Origin of the sequence: Acidocella aminolytica 101 = DSM 11237 (assembly GCF_900129125.1) — a bacterium.
Classification (GTDB): domain Bacteria; phylum Pseudomonadota; class Alphaproteobacteria; order Acetobacterales; family Acetobacteraceae; genus Acidocella; species Acidocella aminolytica.
The window spans coordinates 103,991-117,987 of sequence record NZ_FQVJ01000005.1 but is presented as its reverse complement, the minus strand read 5'-3'; the positions used below and the strand labels follow the sequence as shown (position 1 = coordinate 117,987).

13 protein-coding genes are annotated in these 13,997 nt (G+C 60.9%); 3 read left to right on the top strand and 10 right to left on the bottom strand.

The annotated features are described in order from the left end of the window. Positions 1-64: 64 nt before the first annotated feature. Positions 65-2,023: a primary-amine oxidase gene (locus BUB54_RS04470; RefSeq protein ID WP_048878321.1), complete on the bottom strand. Its 1,959-nt coding sequence runs from the start codon at positions 2,021-2,023 to the stop codon at positions 65-67. A 255-nt stretch (positions 2,024-2,278) separates the two neighbouring features. On the opposite strand from BUB54_RS04470, the gene qhpR reads away from it, so the two are divergent. Together qhpR and BUB54_RS04460 are read left to right on the top strand one after the other, a co-directional pair. Then, positions 2,279-3,298, top strand: a complete 1,020-nt coding sequence (gene qhpR, locus BUB54_RS04465) for an AraC-like transcriptional regulator QhpR (protein WP_048878322.1) — start codon at positions 2,279-2,281, stop codon at positions 3,296-3,298. Next, positions 3,277-3,873 carry a Maf family protein gene (locus tag BUB54_RS04460; RefSeq protein ID WP_199444683.1) on the top strand — a complete coding sequence of 199 codons (597 nt, stop codon included), beginning with the start codon at positions 3,277-3,279 and terminating at the stop codon, positions 3,871-3,873. Before qhpR ends, BUB54_RS04460 begins: the two co-directional genes overlap by 22 nt. On the opposite strand, the gene BUB54_RS04455 is transcribed toward BUB54_RS04460, so the two are convergent. From BUB54_RS04455 to BUB54_RS04445, 3 genes are read right to left on the bottom strand one after another with little or no spacing between them, the layout of a single operon-like run. Next, complete coding sequence (locus tag BUB54_RS04455; RefSeq protein WP_073211305.1) at positions 3,803-4,231, bottom strand: helix-turn-helix domain-containing protein; 429 nt, start codon at positions 4,229-4,231, stop codon at positions 3,803-3,805. The genes BUB54_RS04460 and BUB54_RS04455 overlap by 71 nt on opposite strands. Continuing rightward, a complete protein-coding gene (locus BUB54_RS04450) occupies positions 4,228-4,761 on the bottom strand; it encodes a Smr/MutS family protein (RefSeq protein ID WP_244890747.1) in 534 nt (177 codons plus the stop codon). Before BUB54_RS04450 ends, BUB54_RS04455 begins: the two co-directional genes overlap by 4 nt. Next, positions 4,758-4,961, bottom strand: a complete 204-nt coding sequence (locus tag BUB54_RS04445) for a DUF1192 domain-containing protein (RefSeq protein ID WP_048878323.1) — start codon at positions 4,959-4,961, stop codon at positions 4,758-4,760. The genes BUB54_RS04450 and BUB54_RS04445 overlap by 4 nt, the downstream gene beginning before the upstream one ends. Positions 4,962-5,087: 126 nt before the next feature. Between BUB54_RS04445 and BUB54_RS04440 the strand changes: the two genes are divergently transcribed. Further along, positions 5,088-5,663 (top strand): DUF1013 domain-containing protein, encoded by a 576-nt coding sequence (locus BUB54_RS04440; protein WP_048878324.1) that lies wholly within the window; start codon positions 5,088-5,090, stop codon positions 5,661-5,663. A gap of 55 nt (positions 5,664-5,718) precedes the next feature. On the opposite strand, the gene BUB54_RS04435 is transcribed toward BUB54_RS04440, so the two are convergent. From BUB54_RS04435 to BUB54_RS04410, 6 genes are all read right to left on the bottom strand, one after another. Beyond that, positions 5,719-5,886, bottom strand: a complete 168-nt coding sequence (locus tag BUB54_RS04435; RefSeq protein WP_073211301.1) for a YdcH family protein — start codon at positions 5,884-5,886, stop codon at positions 5,719-5,721. 135 nt (positions 5,887-6,021) lie between these two features. Beyond that, the gene (locus BUB54_RS04430) at positions 6,022-6,843 is read right to left on the bottom strand and encodes a sulfotransferase domain-containing protein (RefSeq protein WP_048878325.1); all 822 of its coding nucleotides are present in this window, start codon (positions 6,841-6,843) and stop codon (positions 6,022-6,024) included. A gap of 74 nt (positions 6,844-6,917) precedes the next feature. Then, entirely contained in the window at positions 6,918-9,638 is a 2,721-nt protein-coding gene (locus BUB54_RS04425) for a DEAD/DEAH box helicase (protein ID WP_052948336.1), read from the bottom strand. A gap of 121 nt (positions 9,639-9,759) precedes the next feature. Beyond that, a complete protein-coding gene (locus BUB54_RS04420; protein ID WP_082075620.1) occupies positions 9,760-11,424 on the bottom strand; it encodes an NAD+ synthase in 1,665 nt (554 codons plus the stop codon). A 22-nt stretch (positions 11,425-11,446) separates the two neighbouring features. Further along, a complete protein-coding gene (locus tag BUB54_RS04415) occupies positions 11,447-12,580 on the bottom strand; it encodes a nicotinate phosphoribosyltransferase (protein WP_048878327.1) in 1,134 nt (377 codons plus the stop codon). Further along, positions 12,577-13,968, bottom strand: a complete 1,392-nt coding sequence (locus tag BUB54_RS04410; protein WP_048878328.1) for a class II 3-deoxy-7-phosphoheptulonate synthase — start codon at positions 13,966-13,968, stop codon at positions 12,577-12,579. Before BUB54_RS04410 ends, BUB54_RS04415 begins: the two co-directional genes overlap by 4 nt. Positions 13,969-13,997 lie beyond the last annotated feature (29 nt).

Sequence of the window (13,997 nt, the reverse complement as noted above, 5' to 3'; positions counted from 1 at the left end):
GCAAGCGTTAAAAGTTAGAATGCAAACAACATGCCGAATTTGCGTATGGACATGCTGAATATGCTTATCCGCCGCAGCAGCCAGAGCCGTGCAGCTTGCTGGCCTTGTTCACACCGGGTGCCACATCAATGCCGGGGTTTTGGTCGAAAAACCCTGTCGGCATCAGCTTGAATCCGGTTTTGATGCAAGGTTGCACCGGGAAGTCCTCGGTCCGCACCTGATGATGCAGTCCGAACACATGCCACAGCACGAGGTCCGTATTTTCCAGGTTGCGGTTTTGCTTCACGAAATCCTCAACCCCGCCCGCGCTGGTGGAATGATTCATGTATTCTCCCGCCGGATAACGTTCCTCCGCATCAAACTTCGTGACCCAGAGATGGTTTTTCATGAATCCAGAACGGATACCGGACGGTGAGCCGGGTTTGAAATACGGCGTGAGGGTAGATTCCGGCATCAGCTTATAACCCACAGGCTTGCCGGTATGGTTGAACTTGTTGGGGTTGATTACCTTCCAATAGCGGTGAGTTTCCGGGCTGGCCTTGCGGCAGGCTTCCAGCTCAGTCTTCAGCACCGTGTCCTGCTGGTAGAAGGCGTTGCCATAGGGGTTTTTGGCGTCATCCTCCTCCGCATAGCTGTTGCATTCTACAATGGAATTGCCGGGGCCATCCACGGCCATCTCCAGCCGTGCGCAAAATGCGTGCTGATGAATATGCCCTTGCACGCCGGGGGCCACCTCCACCCCATATTTGCCAGGCTGGCCAGGAATACAGGCGGAGGTATTGATAATTCCGGTGGCCTTCATCTCAAACTGGATCATACCCGCCTGGTCGAAATGCCAGTAGAACGCATATTCATAATTGCCGACGGTGCAGATGGAAGAGATCACCAGCTTGCGCCCGCGCCGCACCTCCGTGCGCTCAGTACGGAAATCCCAATGTTTCCAGAGAATCCCATCATCTTCTTCATGGATGCAGATGGCCTTCTCGATATGGAAAATATCGCCGTGCATCGTGTTCAAATCAGCGTCGAGATAGGCGATATGCCCTAGGCAATCGCAGCCCAGCGTCAATGAGTTGGTCAGTTTCCCCAGCCCATATTCGCCAATGTCAAACACGTTTTTACGGAAATGCCCATTCTCCGGCACGCCATACGGCACCACCATCTCAGCAATGGAGGCACGGTTGATAATTGGCCGTCCGTCATAGGCAATGTCGTGCAGCGTCAGCCCCTCACGGGCGTTAAAGCCAATCACGCAGCGCCATTTATCCCAGGTGATCACGCGCTCATTCAGTTCAAAGCTCGCCCCTTCCGGCTGAATGATATCCAGCGGCTTCAGAGCTTTGCGGAATTCGGTGCGGAACTGCGCCTCGTAATTGAACTCCCCCATCGGCACGGGCACGTCCGCGCCGTAATCATCCACGCGGATCACCTTGCCCGCCTTGATGTCCACAACCGCATTCACACCCTCAATGGGGTGGGCATAGAAATTCTCGTCCTGATAAAGCCGCAGCCACGCGAAAGTGTGGGAGAGGTAGCCCCCTTCCTCGCCAGGCACGTTGAAATTCCCGGCTGACCATGGGTCCACGCACACTTTTCTCATATCCGTAATGCCGCGCTTGGCGCAGGCGGCGATAAAATCCGGGTGCGCGCGCACAATATCCTCGATCTGGATGAACTGCTCCAGCTGGATCATCGGCCGAGCCTCGGGGTGGAAGCTCTTGGATGTCACCACCTCATCGGTCAGGGAAAGGCTCAGGCGCCACACGCCGGGCTTATCCGCCAGAAACACATTGGCCCGGGCCTCACGTGGCCAAGCCTTTCCCTCGGTATAGGCGGTCATGGCGGCCAAAGGCGGTTCCTTCAGCTCGATCACCTCGAACAGAAACTCCTCTCCAAAATCTGCATCGGCTTTGATAATTGCAACCGCCTGGCGGATCTCGGAGGCATCCAGCGGGGTCATCGGGTGGCGCCCGGTGCTGGAAATTCCAGCCGCGGCGCCAGCGGGTAGATGCAGGTCGTCCATCCTTACACTCCTTCGTTTTTCATACGCGCCATCCGTATCGGGCGGCAGGCATGTCCCTGTTGAATTTCAGGGAGTGATAAGATCGCATCCCACCGCCACATCGCTTGACATTTGGCGTCAAATTAATCTGAAAAATCCGTTCGTATTTTTGTTTGTATAAAAAGAAAGCTTCATTTGATTATTTATTATGCGGATGCTTTTTGTTGAAATGAATCGTGCCTTATCATAAACAAAGTTTCTCGGAAGGCGATGGGCATGGGCATGGAACCCCGCATTTCCGCCGCGGCGGCTTGTGGTGTCGGCGGCGTGATTGGCCAATGCGGCGGCGATGCCGAGCGCGTTTTCGGCGCCGCGCGGCTGCGCCTGTCAGCGCTGGAAAACCCCTCCATCCGTCTCAACCTGAATCATTATTGCCATCTGTTTGAGGTTGCGGCCCGGCAGACCGGCGCGGATGATTTCGGCCTGCGCTTCGGGTTTCAATATCAGGTAGAGCAGATGGGGCCGCTTGGCGCGCTGGTGCTGGCCTCGCCCACGCTTGGGGCGGCGCTGCATAATTTATGCGCCCATTTCCCGGCCTTGCAGGAACATTCCGCCCTGCGCCTGCGGGCTGGGGGCGGGCTGATGGCGCTGGAATATCAGATCACTGATGGTCGCATCACCCACCGCCGACAGGATGCGGAACTATCTATCGCCATCTTCACTGGCATTTTTCGCCGCTGCATTGGGCCAAGCTGGGCTCCGACGGAGGTGCAGTTCGAGCATCTGCGCGCGGCGGATGCCCTCGCGGTGGAAGCCGCCTTCAACGCCCCGGTCTATTACGCCGCCGGGCGCAACGCCATTCTCTTTCCTGCCGCGGTCCTCACCATGCGCATGCCGGGCGCCAACACGCCCCGCCTGCCGGGGCTAGAGGCCACGCTCCGCCGCTTGGCCGCTGACACCGTGCCGGAAGATTTTCGTGGCCAAGTGCTCAGCTTGATCCGTTCCGGCTTTGCCAGTGGCGAGGCGAATATTGACCATGTCGCCGCCCGGCTGGGCCTCAGCCGCACCGGGCTCTACCGACGCCTGGCGCTGGAAGGCGCGGATTTCTCCGAACTCACCCAAAGCATCCGCCGCGAGCTGGCGGAAAGCTACGCCGCCCAGCCTGGCATCGCCTTCACGGATCTGGCCTTGCTGCTGGGCTATTCGGAACTCAGCGCCTTTTCTCGCGCCTTCACGCGCTGGACGGGCCTTTCCCCCGCGCGCTACAGACAAGCGTGCCAGAAGCTCCACGCCTGATCCTCGCCAGCCTCTCCGCCAGCCGCAAAGCCATGCTGGCCGGTGCCGCCGTGCCGTTTGAGGCTACGCCCTCCCAGGTGGATGAAGCGGCGCTCAAAGTTGGTTTCTCCGGCCCGCCCGCGGCGTTGGCCTCCACCCTGGCGCTGGCCAAGGCCCAGGCGGTCTCCAGCCAGCAGCCGGACGCGCTGGTTATTGGTGGGGATCAGCTTTTGGTCTGCGGCGGTAAAATCTACGACAAGCCCCGCGACCTGCCGGAAGCTGCCACCCATCTGCGGACGCTTTCAGGCCAGACGCATGAGCTCGTCACTGCCGTCTGCCTTGTGCAAGGTGGCGCGCCGGTCTGGACGCATGTGGAAAGTGCTCACCTTTCCATGCGCCGCTTTTCTGAAGATTTTCTGCAGGCTTATCTCGCCGCCGAGGCCGGGGAGATCCTGCATTGCGTTGGCGCTTATCGGCTTGAAGGGCCGGGTGCGCAGCTTTTCACCCGTGTCGAGGGCGATTATTTCACGGTACTCGGCCTGCCACTGCTGGCTTTGCTCGGCGCCTTGCGCGAGCGGGGGGTGCTGGCGGCATAACTGGCCGCGCCTGGTCCAGCACCGCCTGAATAGCCCGCACTGTCTCTGGGTCCAGGTTCCGCAACTCCTTTGCCAGCCGGTTGGCCAGGGCGGTCTGTTCTGCGGTCAGACCGGCGCTGTTCAGCTTCAGCCGGGGGCGAGATTGTTTAGCTAGCGCCGTCAGCTCATCCGCGTCGTCCCAGATCAGCCCGAAATAATGGCAGATCTGATGAATCAGCCCGGCCGAGGGCGCGCCCCGCCGCCCATGTTCCAGCGCTGAAAGATAAGCTGAGGATACTTGCAACGCCGCCGCCATATCCTTCAGCAGCAGCCCGCGCTCCTGCCGTAGGGCGCGTAGCTTTTCCCCAAACGGCGTCATGTCCGCCGGCGCCGCAGCAGCACCCTGATCGCGCCGCTATTGCGGGCGTGCGGGTGGGCTAGGCCCAGTATCAGCGGCCGTACGCTCGGGGTGTTCAGCCAATGGGGCAACTCCCGTGCTAGAATTTCGCCGTTACCGGTAATGATCTCCACGCAGCGCAGCCCTGTGGCATGCGCCATCTCCACAAACTGCATCACCTCCCGGTGGGCCCGTGCGGCTGTGTGGCCGTGCAGGTCCAGCCGCGCTTCGGCTCGGATCTTTTGGGCGCGGAACTTGCCCCAGGTAGATTTATCCACCCCCGCCGGAGCGGCATTCACCCCTAGCGCGGCAGCTGGTGACCGGCGCTTCACAGGCGGGGGCGGGGCTTCCATCTCCGGCGGCGGCGCGGCTGGGGCAGGGGGGGCAGGTGGCCCGGGAAGCCTTGATTTTCCGGGCATCAGCCGGGTTAGGGTCCGGCTATAGGCTGCCCATAAATCCCGGTCCTCCTGTGTCAAACCACGCCGCCGCGCCATGGCGCTAGCCCGCCTCATGCCCCGGAGGGCGGCTTGAAGAACAAAGATGCGGCGGCCGCATGAGCCTGCTTGGCCTTAATCGCCTCGCGCACGCGGGTAATCTCGGCTTCCAGCTCTGTAATATAGAGTGTCAGCTCTTCCACGCCCAAGCTATCGAGCGCAGGCGGTTCCAGCAATTTTTTCTTGCGGGGCGGGAGATCTTCTTCTGAAAATGTCATGGATTGGTCTTGACCTGAGGGTGGCGCGCGCTCGATAAGCCGCGCCAGTTGTACTTGCGCGGCCGAAGCGAGTAACTATGTCCGTTCCGGGCGCCTCGGCCCGAAACGAGAAAAGGTGTTCGATCCATGTCCTTGCCCTTGATGCCCAAAGCTACCGCAGTCTGGCTGATTGACAAGACCGGCCTGACCTTCGAGCAGATTGCCGCCTTTTGCGGTATGCACCCGCTGGAAGTCCAGGCCATCGCGGATGGTGAAGTCGCGCAAGGGATCGTGGGGTATGACCCGGTGGCCAACAAGCAAGTGACCGCCGCGGATATCCAGCGTTGCGAAGCTGACCCCTCCCGCCGTCTCAAGCTGCTGCCGCAGCCGGAGATGAACAAGAAGCAGAAGGGTGGCCGCTATACCCCTGTTGCCAAGCGCAATGACCGTCCAGATGCCATCGCCTTCCTGCTGCGCAGCTACCCGCATCTGACCGATGCCCAAATCGTGAAGCTGCTCGGCACCACCAAAGATACCATCCAGAAAATCCGCGACCGTTCGCACTGGAACAGCGCCAACATCAAGCCGCGCGACCCGGTGATTCTCGGCCTGTGCAAACAGTCTGACCTTAACGACGCTGTGGCCGCCGCCAATGAGCGCGTGACTCGCGAAGGTCTTACCCCGCCGCCCGCACCGGGTGGTGAGGATCACGAAGCCGCCTGACCCGGCCGCCGAGACAACGAAGAAGGGGGCCGTTTGGCCCCCTTCTTGTATGCGTTTACTGCGCTCTTATTCGCTCCATTTCTTCCTTCAGCCGCAATTTCTCCAACTTCAGGCGTGAGAGCGCCGCCATATCCGGTTGCGGCCGCCGGTCTTCATCGGCGATCTGGCTTTCCAGGCTGGCATGCCGCCCTTTCAGGGCCTCGAGACGCGATTGCAGGTTCATGGTGTCTCCTAATGGCTGTTGGCCAACAAAACCGGGTGACCCCCTTCATAGGCGGGCCTTGCCCGGATTCTCAGGCTAGTCCCGTTGCCGCCGAATTGTCATGTTAAATCCAGCCCAGCCCATTCAGATGAGAAATTATTTCTGGGGATAACCAAATTTTTCCATGACGTGACCATGCGCGGCCCAGATTTTCGCAGTTTGGGCTTGTGTTAGCCTGTCCCGCCAGCCCCCAGCCTGCCCGGCGCGGAAAAATTTTCCGCCTGCCGCCCCCGCCGCCCGGTACCCATTCCGGGCTTCCTGGCCGGAAAGGGTTGAAAAACTGCTGAATTCAATCGCCCGGCGCAGCCGTGCCAGCTCCGGCCTATCGTTTGTCCCGCCCAGAAATCGGACCATCCGCCCGAATCCGCGCTCCGGGTCGGCTAGCAAATCCTCGTAACGCACCAACAGCCGGCGCGGGGTGGACACCCAAGAGAGCGCATGTTGTGACCAGGAGGAGAGTAGTTCAAACACTTGAACCCCATCGCTGGCATTGGCCGCCCCATCCTGGCCCATGAACTCAATAATCTCATCGACATTTTTGCCCGTGAACGCTGCGTAAGAGAGCGCCACATCCCTGGGATCGCGCACAATATAAATTGCCCCGGCGGTGAGGGTGGGCGTGCAAAGCGGCACGTTGTGCAAAGTGAGGTTGGCGTTGTGCGTTTTCACGAACACCAGATCCGGGTGGAGCTTGGTGAGTGTCTCATGCGCTTGCGGGCGCCTGGCCTGTACCTCACGCGGGCTCAGCACCTCACCCGGCGTACCAAAAAACCCCATGGCGCATTCAGCCACGGAAAAATCTACCAGATTATTAATGCTGTGCGGTGTCTCGGCATTGACGATGTAATTATGTAGAAAAGCCCTCACCCAGGTATTACCGGATTTCGGGTAGGAGGCGAGCCAGACCAGCTTACCCATGGCTGTGGATCCTCCAAAACGACTCGCAAAAGGTCTCAAACGCCGCCTTGTTTGGGTAAGGCGGCGTTCTGAACTCAGGCCGCCTCGGCTTCCGCGTCCGCAGCCTGGTCCCGCCCAAACAAGAAGTCGATATCGTCGGAATTGAATGCCATCCCGCCATTTTCATGGAATGCAATGCTCGCCAACTCGGCCTTGCGCTGCTGCAATTCCAAAATCCGCTCTTCCACCGTATCGGTGGCGATCAGCTTGTATACGAATACGGATTTCGTTTGGCCGATACGGTGAGCGCGGTCAGAAGCCTGCGCCTCGATCGCAGGGTTCCACCATGGGTCATAATGGATCACCGTATCCGCCGAGGTCAGGTTCAGCCCGCGCCCGCCTGCCTTCAACGAGATCAGGAACAAGGGTACTTCCCCGGCCTCAAACCGCTGCACCGGGGTGGCGCGGTCACGTGTGTCGCCGCGCAGTTCCACAAAAGATATCCCCGCCTCATCCAGCCGGGGTTTGATAAGGTCCAGCATGGAGGTGAACTGCGAGAACACCAGAATCCGCCGCCCTTCGGGGATCAGTTCCTGCACCATCTCCATCAGGTCATCTAGCTTGGCAGAGCTTTCCGTGCCGCGCGAATCCCCCAGCTTCACCAGGCGCGGGTCACAGCAAGCCTGACGCAGCTTCAATAGCGCATCCAGCACAATCACCCGGCTTTGCGCCAAGGTGCGCTCGGCCATCTGCTCCTTTACGGTTTCATACAACGTGCCGCGAATGGTCTCGTAAAGCTCTCGCTGGTCGGGCGCGAGGTCGATACGGCGCAGAATGGTATGTTTGGGCGGCAGTTCGGTCGCCACCTCCTGCTTCGTGCGGCGCAGAATAAACGGCTGAATCCGGCTGATAAGCTGCCCGCGCACCACCGGGTCGCCGTTCTTTTCAATCGGCGTGCGGAAGCGCTTGGTAAAGCCGCGCCGGTCGCCCAGCAGGCCGGGCATCAGAAACGCGAACTGCGACCATAGCTCATCCAGGTTATTCTCAATCGGCGTACCCGAGAGGCAGATCTTATTCTCCGCCTTCAGCTGGCACACGGCCCGCGTGGCTCGCGCCTCGGGGGACTTAATGGCCTGCGCCTCATCCAGCACCACCTGATGCCAGGGCAGGGGTTTCATGAACTCAATATCGCGTGTCAGCACCGTGTAGGTGGTCACCACCACATGGGTGTCGTCCAGATTATCGCGCTTCTCATGCCGCTCCATGCCGTGCAGCACCTCAGTTTTCAGGTGCGGCGCGAATTTCCGCAGCTCGGCGGTCCAGTTCGCCACCAGCGAGGTCGGCACAACAATCAGCGCCGGTGCGGTCAAGCGGCCCTCGGCATGTTCCACGCAGATATGGGCGATGGTCTGGGCGGTCTTACCCAGCCCCATATCATCGGCCAGAAACGCGCCGAGCCCATGGCTGGCCAAATGCTGCAGCCAGTCCACGCCATGCTGCTGATACGGCCGCAGCGAGCCTTTGAACGCCTTGGGCACCTCGACCGGAATAATTTCCGGCTCGCCCCGGAACCGCTCCACATACGCCTCGATATCCGCCGCATTCTGCCAGGAGGTTGTCAGCACATCCTCCAGGTCCAGCACCGTGGAGGCCGCACCGACGGGTAGCACCAGATTCTTTTCAGCGGTGCGGCCGGCGGCCTCGATCAGATCGCCCATCACATTCAACAGGCGTTTGATACGGTCGGCGGGCAGCTTGATCACGCGGCCATCATCAAGCGAGGTGATAATCTCCCCGTCCACGATCTGTGCCGCCTCAATCCCGCCACGCGCCAGCAGATGCTCCAGAATTGGCAGTAGCGCATGCCGCTCGCCGTCGATCTCGATGCCGAATTCCAGGCTGAAGCTGCCTTTGTCAGCATCCTGCACCACCACGTCCAGGTTGCCGACATTGTCGGCCATCTGCGGGCCAAAATTCGCGTCAATCTGCGTCTGCCAGCCCAAAGCCGTCAGCTCCGGTACGCGCACGGCAATAAAGTGGTGCCATTTCGCCGCCGCTTCCTCGCCACGGAACACCAGGACGCGCTGGCCTCGGGCTGCTTTGCCGTCCGCTACGCGCATCTGCACAAAGCCATCGGGGCGCAGCACATCCAGCGCCTCGGCCTCGGCGGCTGGATCACGGCGGATAAACACAATCTGCCCGCCCGAGCGGATACGCAAAAACTGGCTTTCGTCCGAGCCATCCACTCGCACGCCACCGTAATCGAAATCCAGCGTCAGTACGTCGATCATACGTTGGCGGTTGAACTCATCCGGTCCGGCTACGCGGCGCAGCCGAATCACCGGGGTTGCCTCGCGTTCCAGTACGGTCGCTCCCGGCTCCGGCGCTTCAGGCACCACAGTCAGCAGGGTCGCGGCCGGGCGAGCGCGCCGTCCGGTCAGGCGCGGGCGTGCTGGCGGTGGCGTATATGTGCGCTCCGCTGCGGGAATTACGGTATCGATCAGGCTCTTCGGCTCCGGCTTGCGCAACTCGGTGAATTTCGCAAGCGCGGACAGCGCCGTGGCGGCCAGATGCCGGCACCCGCGCTCTCCGCAGGAACATTCACGCTCGGCGAAAGAGACGCGGCTGCCCTTTCTTTCCGGCGTGATGGAGGTGGTTCGCCTGGTACCATCCATATCCTCGACGACACCTTCAATGGTATCGCCCACCAGTTTCACATCCTTCACAAAGCCCAGAGCCATAACACTCTGGGCGCGCCGGAGAATGGCGGAATCGAATACACGATCAAAATCTTCGGCGGAAAATGGCACCGGCATCGGCTGTACTTAATCTCCCCTCACACACCCGCCCGGAGAAAACGGGCGAAAGAGTGTAATACCGCCTTCTCAGGAAAAAACCAGAGGAATGTCAGCGAATATTACGGGACTCAGACCTGAGCTATTTGATAAGGTTGGTAAATCCGTTGGTTAGCGGGTAGCGCCGGTCCCTCCCGAAAGCCTTGGCGGTGATCTTCACGCCCGGCGGCGCTTGGCGGCGTTTATACTCGGCGCGGTCTAGCAGCTTGATAACGCGCAGCACGGTCGGGCGGTCAAAACCCTGCGCCACAATCTCATCAGCCGAGCGTTCGCCTTCGATCAAATGCTCCAAAATCGCGTCCAGCACCTCATAAGGTGGGAGGCTGTCTTGGTCCGTCTGGTTCTCCCGCAACTCGGCCGAGGGCGGCTTGGTGATAATCCGCTCCGGCATGGCCGGGCCGGCCTTGGTTAGCGCGCCCTTAGGATGGTTCGCGTTGCGCCAGTGCGAGATCTCGAACACCGTAGTCTTGTAGATATCCTTAAGCACCGAATAGCCGCCGCACATATCGCCATACAGCGTGGCATACCCCACTGACATTTCAGACTTATTGCCCGTGGTCAGCAGCATCGGCCCGAATTTGTTGGAAATTGCCATCAAAATCAGCCCGCGCGCTCGAGACTGGATGTTTTCCTCCGTAATATCCGGCGATTTGCCTGCGAAGGCTGGTGCCAGGGCCGCTGTAAAGGCGTCCATCGCGCCGGAAATGGGAATGGTTTCATACGGTATGCCCAGCATGTCCGCACAAGCGGCGGCGTCCTCCAGGCTGTGAGCAGAGGTATAAGGGCTGGGTAGCATCACCGCGCGTACCCGCTCCGGCCCGAGCGCATCAGCGGCCACGGCGGCGGAAATGGCGGAATCAATGCCCCCTGAAAGCCCCAGCACCACGCCAGGGAAGCCGTTTTTATTCACATAATCCCGCAGGCCCCACATCATCGCCTGATAGATCAGCTCAAACCGCCCCGGCTCCGGCGGCAGCGGCTGTTTCGCGCAGACCAGCCCGGCCCCGGTGCGGGTCCAGTTTGTCAGCGTCACAGCTTCCTCGAAATAGGGCATTTGCACGGCCAGCGTGCGGTCGGCATTCAGCACGAAGGAGGCGCCGTCGAACACCACCTCATCCTGCCCGCATACCTGTGCGGCGAACACATAAGGCAGCTCGGTTTCCACCACCCGTTCCACCGCCAGCGTTACGCGCACGCTCTGCTTGCCGTCCTCAAACGGCGAGCCATTGATGGAAAGCAGCATCTCCGCCCCGGTTTCGGCCAGCGTTTCCGCAACATGCGGCAGCCACCAATCCTCGCAGATCATCAGCCCCAGCCGGAAGCCCCTGAAAGGCACCGGTCCGGCGGGCAGGCCGGGGTTGAACACGCGTTTCTCGTCGAACACACCGTAATTTGGCAGCTCTACCTTGCAGCGTCGTGCGACAATGCGCCCGCCATCCAGCAGAAACGCGGCGTTATAGAGCTTGTCGCCGTCGCGCCAGGGCAGCCCCACAATAAGCCCGGGCCCACCATCGGCGGTGTCCTTCGCCAGTTCCTCCGCCGCCGCCTCACAGGCCGCGACAAAAGCCGGCTTTAGTACCAGATCCTCCGGTGGATACCCCGCGATGGAGAGCTCCGGCGTCACCACCAGATCCGCACCCAGCCGGGCTGCTTCCACCCGCACGGCGCGGATCTTGGCCAGATTTTCCTCGATGGCACCCAGATGCAAATTAATCTGCGCGATAGCGATATTCAGCGTGTCGCTCATATCTTCAGCCTTAAAGCCTTGCTTAGCCCTGCTGCTGGCGGAGCAGGAACTCACGCCCAATTTTCACTCTCGGCACGCCGTCATAAGCCACGATATCGGCGGTGGCATAGGTCTCGCTCCAGCCCTCGGGGATGAAACTGCCCGTGCCCACCACATCAATCGGCGCCTTGGCATCCGCCATCACCGAGCATTTCTCTACCCCGAAGCCTGAGGACGCGACAATCTTCACCGCCGGGAAGCCTGCCTCATTCAACGCCTCACGCATCTTCCAGATCGCGGCGGCGGACACACCGGTGCCAATCAGGTACCCAAGCTCCCGTTGGCTACGGTAACGCCTTAGCGCGCCTGGGGCATGGCGTTCCAGCACAGCATAGCTTTGCTGCGGGTCCAACCCTTGCAGATACCGCCCGCCATGTGTGTCCAGCCGCACAGAAAGCTTGCCGGCGGCCGCCATGCCAGGGAAACGGCGGCAGACTTCCAGCGCATCCGTTACCTCGCGCCCGAAATAATCCACCAGCACGGTCAGCGGTTCATCCGGGAAGGTGTCCACGAACATCTCGGCCGCGCGCAGGGTGGAGTTGGCGTAGCCGATCAGCGCATGAGGCATGGTACCATAGCCCTTCGGCGCGCCGAAATAATGCGCCGTCCAGTCATTGGCATTGCCGATGAAGCCCTTGGCGCCTTCTGCCTGGGCGGCGCGAGAGCCCACGGCGCAGGCATAGGCCATAATCTCCTGCATCTCCGCCCCGGCGCAATGCCGTGCCTCCATGGCCAGAAACGCGGATTGCGGCAACGCTGCTGCCATCTGGAAGGCATTATGCGCCGCCACGCAGGCCGCGCCGATTTTTTGCAGCGCCAGCGTCTCAAGGTCTGAGAGCGCCACGAAGGAACCGGTCACATAAACCAGTGGCTCCCCCGCACCCACCCAGGCACCTTCCTTGTGCGGCAGTTCAATCTGAAAATGCTGCCCCCGCGCCTTGCCCACGGTCTGCAGCCACTCCACCATGATGGCGGGCGCGCAAACCACGGGACGGCGCAGGAAGATAGCGTATGTTACCGTTGCATCTCCGAAGCGGGAGACAACCTCCCGTGTCCGGTTAAAATAAGCGTCGGTCCGTGCGGCGATTTCGCCATCCGACAGCGGCGCCGGTGTCACGCGGCTGCCTTCGAAGCGCGGCGGGATTTCAACTCCTCCGCCAGATAGAACGCTACCTCCAGTGATTGTTCAGCATTCAGGCGTGGGTCGCAGAACGTCTCGTACCGTTCGCCCAGCCCGTCTTCTGAAAGGCCGCGCGCCCCGCCCACACATTCGGTCACGTCGCGCCCGGTCATTTCCAGATGCGCCCCGCCCGCAACGGTGCCTTCAGCCTCATGCGCGTCGAAGAAACCGCGCAACTCGGTCACGATATCGTCGAACCGGCGGGTCTTCACCTTGGCGGCGGTGGTGATGCCGTTGCCATGCATGGCATCGCACAGCCAAACCGGGGTGCGTCCGGCCTGCTTCACCGCGCGCAGCAAGGGCGGCAGCTTCTCCGCCACCTTGCCGGCCCCCATGCGGGTAATCAGCGTCAGGCGGCCGGGTTCGTTCTCCGGGTCGAGCACGTCCATGATCCGCAAAAGGTCATCGACCTCCATCGAGGGGCCAACCTTCATGCCGATCGGATTCTTGATCCCGCGCATGAACTCCACATGCGCGCCATCCAACTGGCGGGTGCGGTCGCCAATCCACAGGAAGTGCGCTGAGCAAGCGTAAGATTCGCCAGTAGTGGAATCCACGCGGGTCAGCGCCTGTTCATAAGGCAAAAGCAGCGCCTCATGGCTGGTATAGAAATCCGTCTCGCGCACTTGCGGGGTGTCCGCGCTGGTCATTCCGCATGCGGCCATAAAGCGCAGCGTCTCGTCGATGCGCGTGGCGAGGTCCTGATACTTCGCCGCCAGTGGCGAGTTCTGGACAAAATCCAGGTTCCAGCGATGCACCTGATGCAAGTCCGCATAACCGCCGGAGGCAAAGGCCCGCAGCAGGTTCAGCGTCCCGGCGGACTGGAAATAGCCGAACTCCATTCGCGCAGGGTCGGGGATGCGCGCTTCTGGTGAGAATTCCGGCCCGTTGATGATATCGCCCCGGTAAGAGGGCAGGGTCACATCGCCTTGCGTTTCAGTGTCCGAGGAGCGGGGCTTGGCGAACTGCCCGGCCATGCGGCCCAGCTTCACTACTGGCATGGCGCCGCCAAAGGTCAGCACCACCGCCATCTGCAACAGCACTCGGAAGGTGTCGCGGATGATATTGGCGGTAAAATCCCCAAAACTCTCGGCGCAATCACCCCCCTGCAACACAAAAGCCTGCCCCTTGGACGCCCGCGCGAGCTGCGCCTTTAGGTTCCGGGCCTCACCGGCAAACACCAACGGCGGAAACTGTGCCAAGCGCGCTTCCATCGCGGCTAGTTTGTCCGGGTTGGGGTAGCTAGGCACCTGCTTGATCGGGCAGTCGCGCCAGCTGTGTGGTGTCCAGCCGGAGGTCATATCCGCTGGGGTGATCGTATCCATACTATCTCCAAAGGGCGTTCCTTATCGCC

Bases quoted from the DNA above. Each gene is read 5' to 3' on its own strand.
- BUB54_RS04470 (WP_048878321.1), bottom strand. From the start codon at position 2,023: ATGGACGACCTGCATCTACCCGCTGGCGCCGCGGCTGGAATTTCCAGC.
- BUB54_RS04455 (WP_073211305.1), bottom strand. From the start codon at position 4,231: ATGACGCCGTTTGGGGAAAAGCTACGCGCCCTACGGCAGGAGCGCGGG.
- BUB54_RS04410 (WP_048878328.1), bottom strand. From the start codon at position 13,968: ATGGATACGATCACCCCAGCGGATATGACCTCCGGCTGGACACCACAC.
- BUB54_RS04425 (WP_052948336.1), bottom strand. From the start codon at position 9,638: ATGCCGGTGCCATTTTCCGCCGAAGATTTTGATCGTGTATTCGATTCC.
- BUB54_RS04430 (WP_048878325.1), bottom strand. From the start codon at position 6,843: ATGGGTAAGCTGGTCTGGCTCGCCTCCTACCCGAAATCCGGTAATACC.
- BUB54_RS04450 (WP_244890747.1), bottom strand. From the start codon at position 4,761: ATGAGGCGGGCTAGCGCCATGGCGCGGCGGCGTGGTTTGACACAGGAG.
- BUB54_RS04445 (WP_048878323.1), bottom strand. From the start codon at position 4,961: ATGACATTTTCAGAAGAAGATCTCCCGCCCCGCAAGAAAAAATTGCTG.
- BUB54_RS04435 (WP_073211301.1), bottom strand. From the start codon at position 5,886: ATGAACCTGCAATCGCGTCTCGAGGCCCTGAAAGGGCGGCATGCCAGC.
- BUB54_RS04440 (WP_048878324.1), top strand. From the start codon at position 5,088: ATGTCCTTGCCCTTGATGCCCAAAGCTACCGCAGTCTGGCTGATTGAC.
- BUB54_RS04420 (WP_082075620.1), bottom strand. From the start codon at position 11,424: ATGAGCGACACGCTGAATATCGCTATCGCGCAGATTAATTTGCATCTG.
- qhpR (WP_048878322.1), top strand. From the start codon at position 2,279: ATGGGCATGGAACCCCGCATTTCCGCCGCGGCGGCTTGTGGTGTCGGC.